The organism is Ignavibacteria bacterium (genome assembly GCA_017302895.1).
GTDB lineage: Bacteria > Bacteroidota > Ignavibacteria > Ignavibacteriales > Ignavibacteriaceae > UTCHB3.
Map to the genome: position 1 here is coordinate 406,174 of JAFLBV010000001.1, position 19,245 is coordinate 425,418.

Genomic DNA, 19,245 nt, shown 5'->3' on the forward strand with positions numbered 1-19,245 from the left:
TTTACTTCGATTCAACAATCAGGGTCACGGGACCGTCGTTAATTATTTTTACCGACATCATGGCAGCGAACACACCAGTTTTTACTTTTTCACTTCCCAGGTTTTGTCTCATCTTTTCAACGAATGCTTCATAAAGAGTATTTGCGACATCAGGTTTTGCTGCTTTTGTGAAATTTGGACGGTTACCTTTTGCAGTCTCACCATACAGCGTAAATTGAGATATAATGAGCACCTCACCCTGTGTTTCTTTTATGGAGATGTTCATTTTACCCTCTGAATCCTCGAAAATCCGGAGGTTGGCGCATTTATCGGCGGTGAAGACAACATCACTTGGCGTGTCTCCTTCCTTTACACCCAGCAGAATCACCATACCCGGTCCTGTTTCTGCTGAGTAAACAGGTTCTTCGATGTAAACTCCGGCTTCCGAGACTCTTTGTACAAGTGCTATCATTTTGATTTTACCCCTCTGATAAACCGGCTGATGCGATTATAATCCTTGTAAATCTCGATAGCCGAGTAACCTTCGCTCTCCATCAATTCCTTTAGCAGAGTGTCCTGTCCAAGCGCCATCTCGAGATATACTTTCCCGTTACCGTTGAGAATCTCTCCGGCATTTTTAATAATTTCTGAGTGAAACTTGTAACCATCTGAAAAATCTGTAACAGCTATCGAGGGCTCGTATCGAAGCACTTCCTCCTGAACTGTTTTGTAATCAACTTCCGAGACATATGGCGGGTTCGAGATAATTAGATCGAAAATGCGGTCTGGCTCTCCATTGTAGTGGAAAAAATCAAACATATCTGAATTGATGAAGGAGATGTTTTCAATTCCGTTGTCAATAGCATTTTTTTTTGCAATCTCAATTGAATCTTTGCTGATCTCCAAAGCAGTAACTTCGGAACCGGGGAGTGACCTGGCAAGGGCAATCGAAATGTTGCCGCTGCCGCAGCCCAGATCAAGTATTCTAAGATTTGGAATCTCTTTATTTTCATTTACAATGATGTCGACAAGGAGTTCAGTTTCCTGTCTGGGAATCAGAACTGCAGGAGTAACTGTAAGATTTAAACCGTAAAACTCAACATTTCCGACTATGTACTGAAGTGGTTCAAACTTGATTCGTCTCCTGATAAATTCCCTGTACTTTTCCAGTTCATTCTCCTTAAGCGGACGGTCGAACATAAGATATAGATCGAGTCTTCTGCAGTTCAACACATTAGCCATGAGAAGATCGGCATTCAGTCTGGGCGATTCGATACCTTTTTCATTTAAAAAAGTCGTGGATTTGTCTAAAATTTCCAGTACAGTGGGCATTGGGCTCTTCAATAATTGTATAACTAATTCAGAATTTATAGATTTGCAACGGTGAAATATATGAACAAGGTTAAGAAAATCAGCCATGCTAACTCCGAAATCTCCCGTAAAGAAAATATTATTGATAAAATTCAAAGGAATTGGCGATGTTATTCTTAGCACGGTTGTGCTAAAGAACATCAGGGCGATGTTTCCGGGGGCAAAAATTGATTTCCTGACCGAAAAACCTTCTGCTCCATTATTGACCGAAATCCCCTTGATTAATCAGGTTTTGGTTTACAATACAAAGAACAAATTTGAAATCGTAAAACAGATTCTTGCTGTACGAAAGAACAGATACGATCTGGTTCTCGACCTTTATTCGAATCCAAAATCTGCACAACTGACATTTGCAAGTGGCGCCCGCTTCAGAGCCGGTTTCCCTTACAGAGGAAGGAAATATGCTTATAATCTTTTCGGACCTGAAGAGAGAGGAGTTCACCATGCGGGTGATCTCCATCTAAAATTCCTCGAGAAAATCGGGATTCCCGTCAGATATTCAGAACAATACATAGTAATTCCGGGGGAAGCCAAAAACTTTGCAGGAAACTATTTCAAAACAACCGACACCGGTAAAAATTTTGTTGCACTTGTTCCGGGCGGTGGCTGGGAATCTAAAAGATGTGATCCTGTAAAGTTTGCGGAGATCGGGAATGCTGTTTATGACAGATTTGGGGTAAAGTGCCTGATACTTTGGGGTAAAGGGGACCTTGAGGAAGCTGAAGAAATAAAGAAATTGATGGGGGAGAGGGCTTTCCTTGCACCAAAAACGACATTCATTGAGATGGGTGCTGTAGCTGAATTCTGCAAATTTGCCGTTGCCAACGACAGCGGGCCGATGCACCTTATTTCATCACTCGGAGTTCCAGTGCTGGCTCTGCATGGTCCAACAGACCCGTCACTACAGGGACCATTTGGGAAAAATCATGAAACTGTACGATTGGATGAACTGGACTGTATCTGCTGTAATCTTCTTGTTTGCAATCGAAAACATGAATGTTTTCTTGATCTGCCCTTGGAGAGGATTATGTCGAAGATTGATGTCCTCATCAACAAAAACCACATAAACATGAATACAGATGAAAAAAATTGAAATATTCTTTAAAAATCTCTTTTTGAAGTGGATTCTTTTTATCGGGAAAAGAAAAAAAGAAACAGGTAAAATCGTGTTAAAAGAGGGGGATAAAATCCTGTGTATCAGATTAAACAGGATTGGGGATGCTCTTGTGGTCACCCCCCTGATCCACAAAATAAAAAGGAGAACGGGGTGCAGTATTTCAGTGTTGGCCGACAGGCACAACCATTTTGTTTTCAGAAACAATCCCGACATTGACGAGGTGATCATTTTTGAGAAGGGGAGTAAAGGGACAAAGAAGATCATCAGACAGATTAAAAAAGCCGGCTACAAGGTTGTACTCGATTTGCATGATGATGTCTCTGTAACTGTAAGTTTTCTTCTGACCAAGTTAAAAACTGAATACATTGCCGGTTTGGAAAAGGGGAATCGTGCGATATACACTCACATAGCATCCAGACTAAGTTCAATTGATCATCATGTTATAGAAAGATCACTGGGACTGGCTGATTTATTCGAAGTTACAACTGATTTGTTTCCGGATGAATTAAACGAGGATCTCAGCCGGATAAGATACTTTCCAACCAAAGAGAATATTTCGGTCACAAAGAAATATTTTGAGTCAAAGTTCGAACCCGGAAAGTTCGTGGTCGGCATCAATATATCCGCAGGAAGTCTGGCAAGATACTGGGGTACAGAAAATTTCAGACATCTGGTGAAGTACCTAAAAGAAAAAAATATTGAATATCTTTTGTTATGTTCGACCAGAGATATTAAATTAAGCCTCGAAATTGATCCATATTCTGAGAGAACCTACTATACACCAGATTTTGGTGAGTTCTGTGCCATGATCGGGAGAATAAACCTCTTGTTCAGTCCTGATACGGCAACAGTTCACCTTGCTTCCATTTATGGTGTTCCAGTTTTTGGGTTATATGTAAAATATGACACTGAGGATGTTATCTGGTATCCATACAACACCCGGTATGATGCCGTTGTAACAAAAGAGCCAACTCTCAAATTTGTGAACTGGCATAAAGTAATTGAAAAATTCGAACCATTTCTAAATCGTGAAGTAAAGACTTATGAAGATTCCAAATTGTAAAAACTTCAACGGCTACAAACCTTGTTTCCCCGGATATAACTGCCTTGAACACGGATGCAAAGAAGATAACCCTATGGGTGTGAAGATACTGATCATCAATCTGGATGCGATGGGCGATGTAATTATGACTACCGCTCAATTACCATTGCTTAAAAAGAAATACCCGATTTCTTCAATATTTTGGGTTACCGACAAGATTTCGGCCCCACTGCTTGAGAATAATCCTTTGTTGGAAAGGGTCTTCGTTTATAATTTTGAATCGCTGAATGTAATGAGGAACATGCAGTTTGATTTGGCTGCAAATCTTGACAAATCTCATCGTGCTTGTGCACTTCTGAATTCGATTCACGCAAATGAAAAGAAGGGATTCGGACTGAACCCTGACGGAAAAATTGTTCCTGTAAATGACGGAGCATGGTACAACTACAGACTTGGGCTGGATGATCATCTGAAATTCAGAGTGAACAGACGCACGAAACAGGAATATGTAGCCGAGACTCTTGATCTGGAGTACGAAAGAACCCGGTATGTTTTCGAACTTTCCGAAAAAGAGAAAGAGAAGGTGGAAAGCTTAAGGAGACGCTTCAGTTTCAATAAAAAAGAGATAGTTATTGGATTTAATACAGGTTGCTCCACTCTATTTCCGAACAAAAAAATGAGGGTCGACCAGCACATCAAGATTATTGACAGATTATTGAAGGAAACAGATTACAGAGTTATCCTTCTCGGGGGACCTGAAGACGCAGAGAGGAATAAAGAGATAGCAAATGCATTTCCTCTCGAAGTGATCAGTACTCCGACAAATGAGGGCGTTCGCATGGGTGCAGTTTATGAAGCTTTGGCAGACATAATCGTGACAGGTGATTCATTTGGAATGCACCTTGGGATTGCACTGGAAAAATATATTGTTTCCTGGTTTGGGTTGAGTTGCTGGACAGAGATTGATCTTTATGATCACGGCGTGATGTTTTATCCGAAGGATCTGGAGTGCGCACCGTGTTGGAAGAAAAGCTGTCCTTACAAACTTGAGTGCATCGATCAAATCGATCTCGATGGAATGTATAATGCCGTGATCGATGCAGCCACAAAGTTGATTAAATAGCTTAAGAGAGAACATTTCCGGTACAATACAGAATGAAACTGATCATAAACTCACCTGCAAAGATAAATTTTGGACTTTTCATCACTCAAAGACGCGAGGATGGTTTTCATAACATTGAAACAATTTTTTACCCTTTACAGTTGTGTGACGAGATCGTCATGCGGGAATGTGATCACCTTCTGATTGAGACGGACAATCCTGAACTGAATATCGATATTGAAAACAATCTCATCTTTAAAGCAGTAAAATTGATGGAATCAAAGACAGGCAGGCCCCTAAATTGCAGGATAAGGCTTGAAAAAAGAATTCCGATGGGAGCTGGTCTTGGGGGTGGATCGTCAAACGCTGCTTCAGTTTTACTTGGGTTGAATGACTTGTTTGATCTTAAATTCTCAAAGGATGATCTGAGAGGATTTGGTGCAGAACTTGGTTCGGATGTTCCATTTTTTATTCATCCCGTTCCTTCATTTGGAGCAGGCAGTGGTGAAATACTCACACCTCTGGATTTTGAACTCGAGGGTGTGATGGTTGTTGTAAACCCCGGTATTCATGTTGCAACGGGACCTGCTTACAAAAACTGTAAACCGGGAAAAGCTCCCTTCAACCTGCTTGAACTAAATGAGCAAAAATCATTTGATTACAACAAGTTAAGGTATGTGATTAAAAACTCGTTTGAAGAGACGGTGTTTATGGACCACCCTGAAATTGGTGAGGTGAAAGAACGGTTCTTCAAAGCGGGCGCGGAATTTGCACTAATGAGTGGCAGCGGTTCGACTGTTTTTGGAATTTTTGAGAGTACAAAAAAAGCGGAAGAATTCACAAAAACTCTTCCGCAAAATTATTTTGTCCACATTGAGGAACTGTAAAAAACCGATTCTATTCCACTTCAGTAATTTTTTCCATGAATTGCGAACGCATATAGTAATTGGCAATCCCTTCAGCATCCTGTGAAAAGCTCAATTTCCCTTTGATACTCTCCAGTTTTTCTATATTGTGCTCTCCCATCCATCGCTCAATATTCTTCAGAATGTCTGAAACAACTGACGGTCCTTTCTGATAAATCACAGAAGCCAGTTGGACAGTTGATGCACCGGCAAGCAGGAATTTAATGATTTCTTCGTGGCTTTTGGCTCCTGTTGAAGCACTCAGGCTGCACTTCACCTGTCTGTAGAGTATTGCGATCCACCTTAGAGGTACAAAAAACTCGTGTCTGTCGCTGAATTCAAATGTTGTCTTAAATTTAAATGTGTTGATGTCGATATCAAGATCTGTAAATCGATTGAAGAGGACGATTCCATTTACACCGTTTCTTTCAAGGGATGAGACAAAATTTGGAATACTGCTAAAATTCTGTCCTATTTTGATGGCAACCGGTATTTTGACAATGTTTTTCACACCCTTCACGATGTCAAGATAGATCTTTTCGATATTCGGAGATGCGAAATTTTTCGATGATGCATAATTAAATACATTCAATTCGATTGCGTCTGCACCGGCTGCTTCGAGTTGTTCCGAAAATCTAAACCACCAGTCGGCACTTACACAATTGATACTGGCAATTACAGGAATCGACAGTTTGGCTTTTGCGGTTGATACCAGATCGCAATAATCCTTTAACCCAAAGTATTTGTCATGTTCGTAGCCGAAATATTCATAAATCTCCGGGTGATAATTTTCTGCAGGATCAAGCTTTTGTGATTTGGTAAGTGACTCCTCGAAGAAACTCTTTAGCACCACGGCACCAACACCGTTATCCTGTAATTTTACGAGATTGTCCAGAGTTTTTGTTTGACCGGAAGATGCGGCAATTACAGGATTATTTAGTTTTAGATTCAGATAATTTACACTAAGATCAGGCATATTCAGTCCTGTTTAATAGTTAAGTTAAAAATTCATAAATTGGGCGACCTGCAGTTTTTTCCTCATTCCAGTCAAAATTTACCGAATGTGATTCGGCCCGGTCTGCACAATTTGCATACGAGCAGTATTTACACAATTTTGGTTGGCAATAATCGAAGTGTATTTTTACATCAGACTCGCTGAATTTTTCCCGCAAGTCGTGTTTAATACGCGTCTCTTCATCGTGTGACTCTTTTATGGTTCTGTAAAAGGGGAGAATCAGATGAAAATCGATAGATATGAAGCTACCTGACCGTCTGCATCTGAGTTCATGAACATCAATCCAGTCTTCTTTTCGAAGAGAGACAATCTCGTTTGATACTGTTGTAACAGTTGCCGGATCAGCTTCATGCATCAGACCACCGAAGGCTTCCCGGAGCAGTTTGTAACCTGTGTATATAATGTTCATACCGACAAAAATTGCGAACAGGGGATCGATAATTGCGAAGTCAGTAAAGTAAACGATTGTTAACCCAATTATCACACCAAGACTCGTATATGAATCTGTGAGAACATGTTTACCATCAGCGATCAGTGTGATCGAGTTGGTTTTTTTCCCGGTACGAATAAGAAAAAGCCCTAAAAAGAGGTTAATCAAACCGGCAAAGGCAATGATTCCCATACCAATATCAAGTTTTTTGATCTCGGGGGGATATATAATATCCATAGTTGCATAGTAAATTATCCCGATTGCGGCTATCAGGATCAACAGTCCCTCAACTCCGGCCGAGAAATATTCCATATTGCCGTGACCGTATGGATGCTCCTTGTCAGGTGGCTTTGAAGAATAGATTATGCTGAAAAGTGCCATGGAAGTGGCAGCGATATGGACAACTGATTCGAGGGCGTCAGAAAAGATGGCTGCGGAACCTGTAAGGAGGTAGGCACCAAATTTCATAATCAACATGGAGATACCAACAAAGAGGGATATCTGACCGGCTTTTAATCTTTGAGCGTACATAATATTTGCAATAAATCTTTAAATAGACTGATACGAATGTAGCTATAAAATCAAAAATAAACGAAATTAATGGAAAAATCTTTAAAAAATTTGGACAAATAAAAAAAAAGCCGTAATATTAGCAGCGGAATTTATTTGAAATTCCAATTGATCTGAACAGCAAACGAATTTTATATCTATCAATAATCTCATCATCAATCAAAGGAACAATCCATGAAAAAAATCTTCAGTATTTTCATGTTAACCGTTTTTGTTTTCACTTATGCTCATGCACAGCAAAAAGCTGAAAATATAAAAAGAGGCGCTAAATCCGAAGCTCCTGAATTTGTTAAAGGACCATGGGTAGAGAGTACCAACTCAATCAATGAGAACTTTGAAGGCGGTACTTTTCCACCTGCAGGTTGGGCTAAACTGACACCTGACGGTGGAACAGGCTGGACAAACGCAGTTGTAGGAACAACCCCGATTCCCGGATGGAATGGCGGTACCGTAATCAACTACACAGGAAACACAGGTACAGGCATGGCTTTTATGTCATATCAGTTCGGTGGCGCCACATCAAATGATTCATGGTTAATCACTCCACAGCTTCTGAATGTCCAGGCTGGTGATTCATTGAAGTTCTGGGTTAGAAAATTCGGAACCTATCTTGACAACCTTGACATAAAGATTTCGACTACAACAAACTCATCTACTGCAGCTTTCACAGTAAATCTTGCAACCTTGACATATGCCGCTGCTGATTCAGGCTGGTCATTGAAATCATATGCTTTGGTTCCTGCAGTTCCTGCCGGATCAAACATCTATATTGCTTTCAGAGAAAGAGTTACTGACAATCTGAACGATGGTGCAGCATTCTTTATTGATGATGTACAAGCTGGTGGTGGTGTTGTTCCAGTCGAATTTGTTTCCTTTAATGCAGCTTCAGTCGGCTCAGATGTACAGCTTAGCTGGTCAACTGCAACTGAAACCAACAACCAGGGTTTCTTCGTTGAAAGAAAAACTGTTAACGGTGAATTTGCAAATGTCGGATTTGTTTCCGGTGCAGGATCTTCAACATCCAACAGAGAATACAGCTTTACAGATAAAGGCGTAAATGTTGGCACATATACATACAGACTGAAACAGGTTGATTTTGACGGTACATCCGCTTACTCAAAATCAGTTGAAGTTGATGTAGCTGCTCCAAACACATTTGCTCTCAGCCAGAACTATCCTAACCCGTTCAACCCTTCAACCAAGATCAGCTTTAGCCTCGCTTCAGATGCAAAAGTTACTCTTTCAGTATTCAATGTACTTGGTCAGGAAGTTGCAACACTCGTAAACGGTAACATTTCAGCCGGCGTTCACAGTGTAAACTTTGATGCTTCAGCTCTTGTTTCCGGTCTTTACATTGCAAAAATCAACGCAATCGGAGTTGACGGACAGAATTTTGTTTCAAACATCAAAATGATGCTCAACAAATAAAAATTCCTTCTTAAAGATTAATAAGGCTGCCCGAAACGGCAGCCTTTTTTTATGTCTTTTTTGTCAGAATTTGCTTAAATTAGACTTTCCCAACAAAAAACATTCTTAAGATGCGACAACTGATTTTATTTTTTGTATTTCTTCTTTCAGTCGAAGGAGTTTGCCAGATGCCACGAATTTTATATAAAAACGGAATAATCTACACAGGTGACAGTCAAAAAAAATATGTAGAATGCGTTGTCACTGAGGGGAACAAAATTGTATATACCGGAGATTTGAGCGGGGCTAATAAACTCTTTCCACAAATGGAAACGGTTATCGATCTTAAGGGTACTCTTATGCTTCCCGGATTGACAGATAACCATGTCCACTTTACTGCAGGGGGATTTTACCTTGGGGGGCTCGATCTTAGACCCGCAAAATCCACCGCTGAATTCAAATCGATTTTGAAAGCATATGTCGCCAAAAAGCAAAAAGGGGAGTGGATTACAGGGGGAGACTGGGATCATGAGGCATGGGAAGTTAAAAATCTTCCAACGAAGGAGATGATAGATGACTTTACCGGAGATAATCCCGTTTTTATAAACAGGTTTGACGGCCATCTTGCACTTGCAAACAGTGCCGCACTTCGACTTGCGGGAATAAATTCCAAAACTCCCGTACCTGCAGGGGGGGAGATTGTCCTTGACAAAACCACAGGAGAACCAACCGGGATACTGAAAGACAATGCCATGGATCTTGTTTCGAAGCTGATTCCTTCATCTTCAGAAAAGGAGATGGAATCCGCACTGACTCTTGCATTGCAGGAAGCTGCGAGACTTGGAGTAACCATGGTGCATGATATAACCTACAGAAATGATTTGAAAGTCTATCAAAAATTTGAGAAAGAGGGAAAACTTTCATGCAGAATATATTGCAGACTTCCCATTGCTGAAGTAAGAAAGCACTCGGAACTTGGTATTGAGAATGGCTTTGGAAGCGATTTTCTGAAGATTGGTTCTTTAAAAGCTTTTGCAGATGGTTCATTGGGTTCTTCCACTGCATGGTTTTTTGATCCCTACGAAAGTGATCATTCAACCTGCGGGCTGCCAATGGAGATAATAACAAACGACAGTTTAAGAGTCTGGTCTCTCGAGGCAGACAAAGCAGGATTACAGCTTTCAATTCATGCAATTGGGGACAGAGCGAACAGCTTTGTACTCGATATGTTCGAAGAGATTGTAAAAACAAACCCAGCACGAGACAGAAGATTCAGGATTGAACATGCTCAACATTTACGCATTACAGATGTTACGAGGTTCAAAAAACTGGGAGTGATTGCTTCAGCACAGCCTTATCATTGTATCGACGATGGTGTCTGGGCACATAAAAGAATCGGAAAAGAGAGAGTATCATCATCCTACCGGTTTAAACAAATGATCGATGAAGGAGTAAAGCTTTGTTTTGGTTCTGACTGGACAGTTGCTCCACTGAATCCATTGTTGGGAATTTATGCTGCTGTGACAAGAAGAACACTTGACGGCAAGAACCCTGACGGCTGGATTCCTGATCAAAAAATAAGTGTTGAGGATGCGGTAAGAGGTTATACCATTAACAATGCTTATGCGGCTTTTATGGAGGATAAACTCGGGACTATAGAAACAGGTAAGTATGCAGATTTTACAATTTTGGATAGGAACATATTCAAAATTGATCCTGAGGAGATCAAGGAAACAAAAGTTCTTTACACAATTGTGGATGGAAAGATCGTCTACAAAAGATAATTTATCAGATTAAGGGAGAGAGTTAAAGCTAAATTACTTTAACTCTTTCCGATAATATTAAATTAAACTGCCAGTTCCATAACAAGGCTGATCCATTCGTTCTCGCCTGTTTTTTCGACCATTCTGTAACCGAGAGCTTCGTAAAAAGGAAGAATAATCTCTTCATCAGTCATCAGGAGACCTGAAAGGATCAGGGTTCCACCCGGTTTTTGTCTTTTCCGCAATTCCTCGGCGATCATCAAAAGAACATCTCTCTGAATATTCGCAAGAATCAGATCAAAATTGTTCTCGGAAATGTCGCTGGTTTCACAGATTCTGATTTCAACCTGCTCTTCAACATTATTCAACTTTACATTTTCAATACCGTTTTCGAGACACCAGTCATCGTTGTCGAAAGCAATTGCCATTTTGCTGCCAAGTTTTACTGCAGCGATTGCAAGTATCGCAGTTCCGGCACCTGCATCGAGAACGAATTCCCTGTTGTGACCGTGTTTTTCGAGGAGAGAAAGAATCAGTCTTGTTGTTTCGTGCTCTCCTGTTCCAAATGACATTTTCGGATCAATTTCTATCACAATCTCATTTTCGGCAGGGGTATAGTCCACAAAAGTAGGCTTAATTGCGAAGTGTTTGCCGGCTTTCAGCACTTTTAGATTTTTCTGCCACTCCTCGTTCCAGTTTTTCTGGAGCTCTTTGGTTACGGAAATATCAAATTTTTCAACGATATTCGAGGAGAGAAGATCATTCATTCCTGACCTTAACTGATCGATCACGCCGTCGGGCAATTCAGAGAAGAAAAGCCTTGTGGTGTTGTTTTCGAAATTAATACCGTCTGGATTGAACATCCAAAGAAAGGCTGCATCCTCATCATTCAATGCGGGATCAGAAATGATATCTACTTGATAAAAATATTTCATAATTGTAAAAAGTGCTTGTTAGTTAAGGAATAAATATAGAGATTTAGATACTGATAATTATTTATTTTTAAATGAAAATATTTCATAATATGTAGAAACGAAGACACTATGGAGAATAATCTACACTATTATCGGGAAAAAAGACAATTTGTGCCGGCTAAAATACTATTTTTATTGATACTTTTAACGGGAGTATCATTAGTCCACGCACAAAGAGGAAAGCTGTCAGGCGAAATTAAAGATGCACAGACGGGCGACAGGCTTCCCGGAGTGGCTGTCAGGATTGACGGAACCACTCTTGGTGGCGTATCAGACCTGAACGGGAAATTTTTCGTTCTGAATATTCCGGCAGGCAAGTACACAGTTACTGCCAGTTATGTCGGATATGCAAAGTACATTGTCTCCAATGTTGATATCAATGTTGACCGAACCACCGAACTTGATATCAAGCTCAAACAATCCACAATGGAAATGGATGAAGTGATCGTCGTCGCTGAAAAGCCGAAGATCATAAAAGATCAAACCTCCTCCTCATCAACAATCGACGACGAACAAATCTCTGCTGCCCCAATCGAAGGATTAAGGGGTATCCTTGACCTTACCGCCGGTTTCCAGAAAAATGAAAAAGGAACCTACTCGGTTAGAGGTTCCGGTTCATATGAGGTGAATTACCAGATCAACGGAGTGGATCAGATAAATTCAACTACAACATCACCCGGGTCATTCGGTGTTGAAAAAGCCAATAACTCGTGGAAATATGATGTTAATCCTATCGGAGTTCAACAGATGCAGTTGATATCAGGTGGATTTTCGGCTGAATATGGTAATGCTCAGGCCGGTGTAGTGAAAGTTGTTCTCAAAGAAGGTTCCCCGCGGCTCTCAGGCGAGGTAAGGGTTGAATACAGACCACCGGGACAATACCATTTCGGAAAATATATCTATGATCCTTCGACTTATGAGTGGCAGAGATGGGGTAATATTGACCGATGGATGGCATACAAAGACTCGGCATTTTTCCTTCAGGATCTCGGGATTACCTCCGAAGGCAGATACAAATGGCTTTATGACAAAGTTAAAAACGGTACAGCCACCCCTGATCAGGTTGCCGCATGGAATGATGTTTTGAATCGTGAGATTAACTGGGCTTTTAATACCTGGTTGAATAACCACATGCCCGGAGATAACAATCCTCTTGGAGTTTATGACTACAGGGAACGCGGATATGCAAGAGTGATGGTTGGTTTTGGCGGTCCGTTGGGGAAAAATCCTGACAAACTGAAGTTCTTTTTCTCGGGTGAGTATAAAAAGAATCCGACAAGACTGCCGACCGCTGAGAAAGATCAGATTTTTCAGAATTATATCCTGAATCTAACTTGGACACCACTTTCCGCTCATAAATTTAAATTGATGCTCGGATATCAGAATTACCGTGGTGGTATTTGGTCAGGTTCCGATGATATTAGATGGTCGGGTCTGGCTTTTTCACCCCCTTCCACCTCTTACAAATATTATGTTTTGATCGACCCGATCAGGACAGAACAGACTGTAACTCAAAGTCTGAATTATGTTTACACAATTGATGCAAAGTCGTTCTTTGAAGCTACTCTTACACACATGAGCGAAAAGTATGAGCTGCCCTATGAATATCTGACAAGTTATTCGCAGGAGAGAGACAGATTGGACAGTTTGTATGACAAGCAGGGAAATCTGCTTAAAGCCGGAGCCTGGTGGGATACCCAATATTTCAGAGCTCCCGATGCATTCAGTACACTGTATTATCAGGATACGAGGACAGAATATATTGCAGCTAATCTCGACTTTACAAGCCAGATAAACCAGGGAAATCTCTTAAAAGCCGGATTAAGATTCTATTACTGGGATCTCTACAATAATGGGGTAAATTCGCGCTTTAAAGCAAATGCCCTTGTAGCTACGACAGGTGTTGCAGAATATTACACTGCAAAACCATACAACATCGCCTTCTACATTCAGGATAAAATGGAATATGAAGGAATGATAGCCAATATCGGTGTGAGGGCAGAGGCTTACAATTTTGGTGCCAATGTGCCGGTTGATCCTTTCAATATCGTATATATTGGAACTGAAGGACCTGAAAACGGTAACCTTAACACTGAAAAATCAAAAACTTATTTCATGTTGCTGCCGCGCGTCGGACTTTCATTCCCGATTGGGGAGAACACAGCGTTCAGACTTCAATACGGTCATTTTACTTCCATGCCTACTTTTAGTCAGGCCCTTTCGAATCGTGGCAATAAAGGCATAACCGGATATGGTAATGCAAATCTTGAGCCCAAAAAGACCATTCAATATGAATTTGGTCTTCAACAGGTGATAGATGATGACAACCGAATCGACATGGCACTCTATTACAATGACAGAGTGACTCAAATCGGACTTCTCCGGTATGCAGCCTTTACAGGGACAGTGTTGAACAGTCCTTCAGCTTACACTTCAGACAATACTCCATTGTTCAACTACACAACATTCTCGAATAATGCCTTCGGAGCCACACTGGGTTTCGAGATTTCGCTCGAGAAAGTGAATGCAAGAAACTGGATGTACAGGCTGACTTACAGTATTTCACAGACATCAGAAGGAAACTACGGTCCTCAGGTAATATACCCTGTTACATCTGCTGCAGGTGAATCGAGAGACTATACCGGTGAGTTTATATCAGGCAACGACAGAACCCATAATTTCAGAGCATTACTTCAGTATAATTGGGGTACCGGAGAGGGACCTGAACTGTTTGGTGTAAATCTGCTCGAAAACTCAAGCATAAGTTTCACTTATTCTGTTCAGTCGGGCACACCGTTCACTTATCGTACTTCTTTCGACCTGAAGGATGTAGTGAATAACAGAAGGTATCCGCTTGAATCGATGTTTGATCTTAATTTCACAAAGAATGTGGTGCTCGAGGGAGGTTACAGATTCGTAATCGGACTTAGAGTCATGAACCTGTTCGAGAACAAGTGGCTTACACCTGTATCAGGAAATGATCTTATCAACTGGGTTGACTACGGAACTACGATTGATCAGCCGGGTAATGATCCCTACAGGATTAGCTATATTTCATCATTCTATAAAGCTTACAGAAATGTTCCAAGACAGGTGTATCTGACACTTGGATTTGGATTCTAACCATAAAGGCAGTGAAATAAAGATGAAGAACATAAAGATTAAATTAACAGTATTTCTTTTAATTGCGACCACCGGTTTGATGGCACAAGTGGAATCTCCACTTCTCATTTTCAACCGTGGATCCCTTTGGCATTCACTTTCTCCGTCAAAATCGGGTCCTGCTTACAATAACTGGGCACCCACGGGACCCACTCTCGATTGGCCTGGATTCGATGCTTCGTGGATTGGTGAAAACATTGGCGGTACCGCGAGTCATATGGCTACAGGTGGCTTTTGGATTGGTGCCAAAAATAAAAAAGACTCGGTGATTACAGTTGAAGACTGGGCAATTTACGGCTCGACAGTCTCTACAGAACAGTCGTCAAAATACACTCTGAAAACCCACAGGAAGCTCTTTCCAAATGGTGAAAACTACTGGCTTCAGGCAAATCCGCTTGTTGGTGAGGAAGTGATAGAGTCGGTGTGGGAATACAACCCCAATTATTACACTCCAAGTCAGGAAGACGAACTTCAGTTGCCAATGAGAGTGGTAAGGCGCGCTCATCAGTGGAGTGGCTCGAAGAGAGATGAAAATTATATTTTATACGAATATTATTTTATCAACATTTCTGATGAAATAAAAGCGGCATACCCGCAAAAGAAGGTCTCTGATACACTTTATGGAGTTCAGATGCTTCTTACCTACGCGATGCAGGCAAATTCCCGTTCATGGCGAGTCTTGTTCCCCCAAGAGACAAATGGCGCGAGGAATACCAAAGTTGTGTATGATCGCGTAAACAAGATGTTTCAGGCTGAGAACGCCAATTATGGCTTTACGAATTCACTTGGCAGGGTTGTAAACGGAAACCCACAGGGAGAGTGGCTCGCCCCAGGTTATGCAGGAGTAAAGCTAATCTACTCTTCTCCTGATTCATCAGGAATTGCAACCAGAGTTGATGAAACGAAAGTTGGCTGGTCACAAGGAGAGGCGACGCTTGATCTAAGCGGTCCCTTCAACGGTGTATCCGGATTCAATGAAGTAAAGTATCAGGTTCTTAAGTATCCGACAAATGCATTCCGGTTTGTTCAGTTTCCCAGAAATCTTACTGATACAACATTCATCAATAATGCAAGAAAATGGTCATTGATGTCTTTGGGTCCGTGGACAATGAAGCCAAAAGATACGATTAAAATTGTTTTGGCAGAAATCGTAGCGGGAATGGATTATTCCTATGCACTTGACAAGTCGATTTCCCCGAGCCTTATCTTCAATTTGAGCTACACCCAGAATTTTATTCCGGCGATGAGAAGGGCACAGTTGACCTATGAAAACAAGTTCAACCATCCCGATCCACCGGCAGCACCAAAATTCAATGTCAATTTTTACTCTGGAGCAGACCGTAAAGTGGCCAATGTGGTGACATGGGAAAACAGTTCTGAATCACTCCCTGATCCCGATGACGGACTCTTTGATCTCGCCGGGTACCGGATTTACAGATCGGACTTTCTGCCAATGGGTCCCTGGACACAGATCGCAGACATTAAAAAAGGTGATCCCGGCTACATTTCGGGCACTAAATACACATTTGTCGATTCAACGGTACAGATCGGTACAGGTTATTATTACTCAATTACAGCCTACGATACAGGAAAAGTGAACTGGGCGATAAATCCGACTCAGAGATTTCCCGAAACAGGAAATACGGTAAGAGTTCCCGCAATGGAATCGTCACTCTTTGCCAACAGGACAACCAGACCGTTCCTTGCCACACTTCCTGCTCCCAACAGCGTGAATGAGGTACTTGTAGTGCCCAATCCGTTTGTAATCGGTGAAGGATCAAGCCAGCCCGGAGAGTCTGATCAGATTCAGTTTGTGAATGTGCCAAATCCATGTACAATCAGAATTTACAGCGTTAGAGGCGATCTGGTAAAAACGATTGCAGTCAGTGATGCCAGAGGTGGAATCGTTACATGGAATCAGGTCACAGATTTTGGTCAGTATGTCGAAAGCGGTGTTTATATTTTCCATATCGAATCGCAGTATGGAAACTCAACCGGTAAATTCGCAATTATAAGGTGAGCGCTGATATGAAAATTAGAACAATAATATTTTTTGTGATGCTCTGCTCGCTTTTGAACTACGGGCAGGAGTTTAAGAAAACCGCAACTGCCGGATTTGTATTTCTGCAACTGCCGGTAACTGCAAGAAGTGCCTCACTTGGTGAGTCATCTGTTGCACTCGCAGATATGGGTTCCGGATCCTTCTTTACCAACCCTGCCGGGATGGGATTCAATGAAAAACAGCATTCATTTTCAGCTTCCTACTCCCCATGGATAGCTGATATCAAACACTATGCAGCAGCATATTCCTTAAACACCGATTTTGGTGTGATTGCTCTCGGTGCTCTCGCCGTAGATTATGGCACGATGCCAAAAACCAAGCGGACTGCAGGACAAAAAGTCTACGAAGTCTTAGGTAATTTCAGTGCCAATGCTCTCGCTGTGGGATTAAGTTATTCCCGGGCTCTTACAGACAAATTCTCGTTTGGCGTTACGGTAAAATATGTAAGAGAAGGGATTGATGACTATTCAGCAAGCAACATTCTGTTCGATGGAGGAGTGTTATATTACACCGGTCTTTCTTCTCTCAGGATTGGAGCTTCCATCCAAAATTTTGGCGTCGAAACCAAATATATCAATGATCCTTTCAAGATGCCATCCGTTCTTAAACTCGGGCTGGCAGCAGAACTTCTTGGTGACATGAAATCAGAATACCGCGTCACCGGAATCGTAGAGGCATTGCATCCTAATGATGGTGATGAAAAAATGAATGCCGGTCTCGAAGTCGGTTGGAAGAACATGATCTTTTTGCGGGGAGGCTATAAATTCTTCTACGACGAAGAAACATGGAGCTTTGGTGTCGGTCTGACTCCTTCTGCTCAGATTCCGGTCGGTGTAGATTTTTCATTTGCCGACTATGGACGGCTTGGAAATATTCTCCGTTTTACTCTTAATCTGAATTATTAGGGAGGAGAAAATGAAATCAAGAATTTTACTTTTGTGCATTTTTTCACTGATTATATCACCGGCACTTTTTGCCCAGTTAACTACTATAGAGACCACCGGATCATTCTCGACGGCGGGTTCCCTTAAAAATGCCGTTACGAAGGCAAATGGTTTTGGAGGCGGAATAAAAGTGAATTTTAAGACATTTGATAACTTTTATATCTCTCTGTCTGCCGGTTATCAGTCATTTTCAATCGATCAGGACTCAGCATTGACACAATGGAAGTGGTATTTTTGGGATAACAGGTACTACGGAAGCATACGGGCTGATCTCACCGACACCGCAAAGTATCAGTTGGTCATTACTCCAAACCAGGGCATCAGCAGCATTCCTGTTTCTGTGCTTGTTGGATATGAAACAAAGCTGGGTGATTTAAAAATAAAACCATATGCGGGAGCTGGTATCTTTTTCTTTACCCGCTGGTTTTATGTTGTGGAAGACTGGACCAAGAAATTGACTAAACTTAATTCAACTTTCAATTACAATTACCGGAACTTTGCTCCATCCAAGCAGGGTAATCCGATAATGTTGCACGGAGGAATTTCCCTGGAATATCCATTGATCGATTTTGTGAATCTGACGGGTGAGTTTAATTACACTCATTTTGTGGAGACTGACGGGATGGGTTATTCGGAACTTCCTTTCGGAAACAGCTTAAACTTTAAATTCGGTTTATCATTCAGTTATTGATCAGATTATGAAAAAGATATTTACAATACTATTACTGTTGTCAACAGGATTGCTCGCACAGGGCAAATATTTCGCGGGTGCCGGTTACTCCTACCTTACTCCGGTTGGTGAGTTGAAGAACCGGTTTAGTCCGGGTTATGGAGCCTCGGTGTTCTTCGGCAAGGATATGTCTGCTAAATGGACTTTAAGCGGAAAACTTGAGTACCTCGTCTTCGATAAAATAAACGAAGATAAAATGAACATCAAACGGGAATACCTGATTGGAACTCAAAATAAATCATTCTCTTACCCGATAAAGTCCCTGAAGATGGATCTTAAAGCCTATGGAGCTTCTTTTCAGGCTGACTACCATATTTTTCGAGATACATGGTATGATGTTAAATTGAATCTTGGTTTTGGCATCTACAAATGGAATTTCAGCAGAGGAAGTTACTCAGATTCACTTTTTGCTCCTGATACAGCGGGCGTCAGCAAATTGCAGGAAGCTCTTCAGGTCCCGACTCTCGATCAGGATGACTGGAGCGGAACATTCAATGTTGGAGCGGAATTTGGTGTGCAGATTGTTGATCCGTTGTGGTTTTCAATCTCTGCGGGTTATAAAAACATTCTTGGCGAGTTGTGGTCAACATTAAAACTCGATTTTGAGAATGTAGCTTCAATGCAGATGATCGACATAAAAGCCACGCTAAGAGCGAGGTTTTAGTGGTTCGG

16 protein-coding genes are annotated in these 19,245 nt (G+C 41.4%); 11 read left to right on the forward strand and 5 right to left on the reverse strand.

All coding sequences use genetic code 11. The annotated features are described in order from the left end of the window. Position 1: 1 nt before the first annotated feature. On the reverse strand, positions 2 to 451 hold the full coding sequence (locus tag J0L60_01580) for a D-tyrosyl-tRNA(Tyr) deacylase (protein ID MBN8544796.1): 450 nt from the start codon (positions 449 to 451) through the stop codon (positions 2 to 4). Further along, positions 448 to 1,311: a peptide chain release factor N(5)-glutamine methyltransferase gene (gene prmC / locus J0L60_01585; GenBank protein MBN8544797.1), complete on the reverse strand. Its 864-nt coding sequence runs from the start codon at positions 1,309 to 1,311 to the stop codon at positions 448 to 450. The genes J0L60_01580 and prmC overlap by 4 nt, the downstream gene beginning before the upstream one ends. An 85-nt stretch (positions 1,312 to 1,396) precedes the next feature. Between prmC and J0L60_01590 the strand changes: the two genes are divergently transcribed. From J0L60_01590 to ispE, 4 genes are read left to right on the forward strand one after another with little or no spacing between them, the layout of a single operon-like run. After that, entirely contained in the window at positions 1,397 to 2,443 is a 1,047-nt protein-coding gene (locus J0L60_01590) for a glycosyltransferase family 9 protein (protein ID MBN8544798.1), read from the forward strand. Next, positions 2,430 to 3,530: a glycosyltransferase family 9 protein gene (locus tag J0L60_01595; protein MBN8544799.1), complete on the forward strand. Its 1,101-nt coding sequence runs from the start codon at positions 2,430 to 2,432 to the stop codon at positions 3,528 to 3,530. Before J0L60_01590 ends, J0L60_01595 begins: the two co-directional genes overlap by 14 nt. Beyond that, complete coding sequence (locus J0L60_01600; GenBank protein ID MBN8544800.1) at positions 3,511 to 4,632, forward strand: glycosyltransferase family 9 protein; 1,122 nt, start codon at positions 3,511 to 3,513, stop codon at positions 4,630 to 4,632. The genes J0L60_01595 and J0L60_01600 overlap by 20 nt, the downstream gene beginning before the upstream one ends. 32 nt (positions 4,633 to 4,664) lie before the next feature. Further along, the gene (ispE, locus tag J0L60_01605; protein MBN8544801.1) at positions 4,665 to 5,498 is read left to right on the forward strand and encodes a 4-(cytidine 5'-diphospho)-2-C-methyl-D-erythritol kinase; all 834 of its coding nucleotides are present in this window, start codon (positions 4,665 to 4,667) and stop codon (positions 5,496 to 5,498) included. A 10-nt stretch (positions 5,499 to 5,508) separates the two neighbouring features. On the opposite strand, the gene J0L60_01610 is transcribed toward ispE, so the two are convergent. Continuing rightward, positions 5,509 to 6,492: a dihydroorotate dehydrogenase-like protein gene (locus tag J0L60_01610; GenBank protein MBN8544802.1), complete on the reverse strand. Its 984-nt coding sequence runs from the start codon at positions 6,490 to 6,492 to the stop codon at positions 5,509 to 5,511. A 19-nt stretch (positions 6,493 to 6,511) separates the two neighbouring features. Next, positions 6,512 to 7,492 (reverse strand): cation transporter, encoded by a 981-nt coding sequence (locus tag J0L60_01615; protein MBN8544803.1) that lies wholly within the window; start codon positions 7,490 to 7,492, stop codon positions 6,512 to 6,514. 213 nt (positions 7,493 to 7,705) lie between these two features. Here J0L60_01615 and J0L60_01620 point away from each other — a divergent pair, with 213 nt between their 5' ends. Further along, positions 7,706 to 8,959 carry a choice-of-anchor J domain-containing protein gene (locus J0L60_01620; GenBank protein MBN8544804.1) on the forward strand — a complete coding sequence of 418 codons (1,254 nt, stop codon included), beginning with the start codon at positions 7,706 to 7,708 and terminating at the stop codon, positions 8,957 to 8,959. Between the two features lie 110 nt (positions 8,960 to 9,069). Continuing rightward, positions 9,070 to 10,722: an amidohydrolase gene (locus J0L60_01625; GenBank protein ID MBN8544805.1), complete on the forward strand. Its 1,653-nt coding sequence runs from the start codon at positions 9,070 to 9,072 to the stop codon at positions 10,720 to 10,722. Positions 10,723 to 10,784: 62 nt separating this feature from the next. On the opposite strand, the gene prmA is transcribed toward J0L60_01625, so the two are convergent. Next, entirely contained in the window at positions 10,785 to 11,636 is an 852-nt protein-coding gene (gene prmA, locus J0L60_01630) for a 50S ribosomal protein L11 methyltransferase (GenBank protein ID MBN8544806.1), read from the reverse strand. Positions 11,637 to 11,744: 108 nt separating this feature from the next. Here prmA and J0L60_01635 point away from each other — a divergent pair, with 108 nt between their 5' ends. The 5 genes from J0L60_01635 to J0L60_01655 are packed head-to-tail and all read left to right on the forward strand — an operon-like array spanning position 11,745 to position 19,237. Then, on the forward strand, positions 11,745 to 14,798 hold the full coding sequence (locus J0L60_01635) for a TonB-dependent receptor (protein ID MBN8544807.1): 3,054 nt from the start codon (positions 11,745 to 11,747) through the stop codon (positions 14,796 to 14,798). Between the two features lie 22 nt (positions 14,799 to 14,820). Further along, entirely contained in the window at positions 14,821 to 16,857 is a 2,037-nt protein-coding gene (locus J0L60_01640; GenBank protein MBN8544808.1) for a hypothetical protein, read from the forward strand. 8 nt (positions 16,858 to 16,865) lie between these two features. Beyond that, positions 16,866 to 17,804 carry a PorV/PorQ family protein gene (locus J0L60_01645; protein ID MBN8544809.1) on the forward strand — a complete coding sequence of 313 codons (939 nt, stop codon included), beginning with the start codon at positions 16,866 to 16,868 and terminating at the stop codon, positions 17,802 to 17,804. A 10-nt stretch (positions 17,805 to 17,814) separates the two neighbouring features. Continuing rightward, positions 17,815 to 18,534 carry an outer membrane beta-barrel protein gene (locus tag J0L60_01650; protein MBN8544810.1) on the forward strand — a complete coding sequence of 240 codons (720 nt, stop codon included), beginning with the start codon at positions 17,815 to 17,817 and terminating at the stop codon, positions 18,532 to 18,534. Positions 18,535 to 18,541: 7 nt separating this feature from the next. Continuing rightward, positions 18,542 to 19,237 (forward strand): hypothetical protein, encoded by a 696-nt coding sequence (locus J0L60_01655; GenBank protein ID MBN8544811.1) that lies wholly within the window; start codon positions 18,542 to 18,544, stop codon positions 19,235 to 19,237. Positions 19,238 to 19,245: the final 8 nt, after the last annotated feature.

Bases quoted from the DNA above. Each gene is read 5' to 3' on its own strand.
- prmA (MBN8544806.1), bottom strand. From the start codon at position 11,636: ATGAAATATTTTTATCAAGTAGATATCATTTCTGATCCCGCATTGAAT.
- J0L60_01620 (MBN8544804.1), top strand. From the start codon at position 7,706: ATGAAAAAAATCTTCAGTATTTTCATGTTAACCGTTTTTGTTTTCACT.
- J0L60_01590 (MBN8544798.1), top strand. From the start codon at position 1,397: ATGCTAACTCCGAAATCTCCCGTAAAGAAAATATTATTGATAAAATTC.
- ispE (MBN8544801.1), top strand. From the start codon at position 4,665: ATGAAACTGATCATAAACTCACCTGCAAAGATAAATTTTGGACTTTTC.
- prmC (MBN8544797.1), bottom strand. From the start codon at position 1,311: ATGCCCACTGTACTGGAAATTTTAGACAAATCCACGACTTTTTTAAAT.
- J0L60_01655 (MBN8544811.1), top strand. From the start codon at position 18,542: ATGAAAAAGATATTTACAATACTATTACTGTTGTCAACAGGATTGCTC.
- J0L60_01610 (MBN8544802.1), bottom strand. From the start codon at position 6,492: ATGCCTGATCTTAGTGTAAATTATCTGAATCTAAAACTAAATAATCCT.
- J0L60_01615 (MBN8544803.1), bottom strand. From the start codon at position 7,492: ATGTACGCTCAAAGATTAAAAGCCGGTCAGATATCCCTCTTTGTTGGT.
- J0L60_01640 (MBN8544808.1), top strand. From the start codon at position 14,821: ATGAAGAACATAAAGATTAAATTAACAGTATTTCTTTTAATTGCGACC.
- J0L60_01650 (MBN8544810.1), top strand. From the start codon at position 17,815: ATGAAATCAAGAATTTTACTTTTGTGCATTTTTTCACTGATTATATCA.
- J0L60_01595 (MBN8544799.1), top strand. From the start codon at position 2,430: ATGAAAAAAATTGAAATATTCTTTAAAAATCTCTTTTTGAAGTGGATT.
- J0L60_01580 (MBN8544796.1), bottom strand. From the start codon at position 451: ATGATAGCACTTGTACAAAGAGTCTCGGAAGCCGGAGTTTACATCGAA.
- J0L60_01625 (MBN8544805.1), top strand. From the start codon at position 9,070: ATGCGACAACTGATTTTATTTTTTGTATTTCTTCTTTCAGTCGAAGGA.
- J0L60_01635 (MBN8544807.1), top strand. From the start codon at position 11,745: ATGGAGAATAATCTACACTATTATCGGGAAAAAAGACAATTTGTGCCG.
- J0L60_01600 (MBN8544800.1), top strand. From the start codon at position 3,511: ATGAAGATTCCAAATTGTAAAAACTTCAACGGCTACAAACCTTGTTTC.
- J0L60_01645 (MBN8544809.1), top strand. From the start codon at position 16,866: ATGAAAATTAGAACAATAATATTTTTTGTGATGCTCTGCTCGCTTTTG.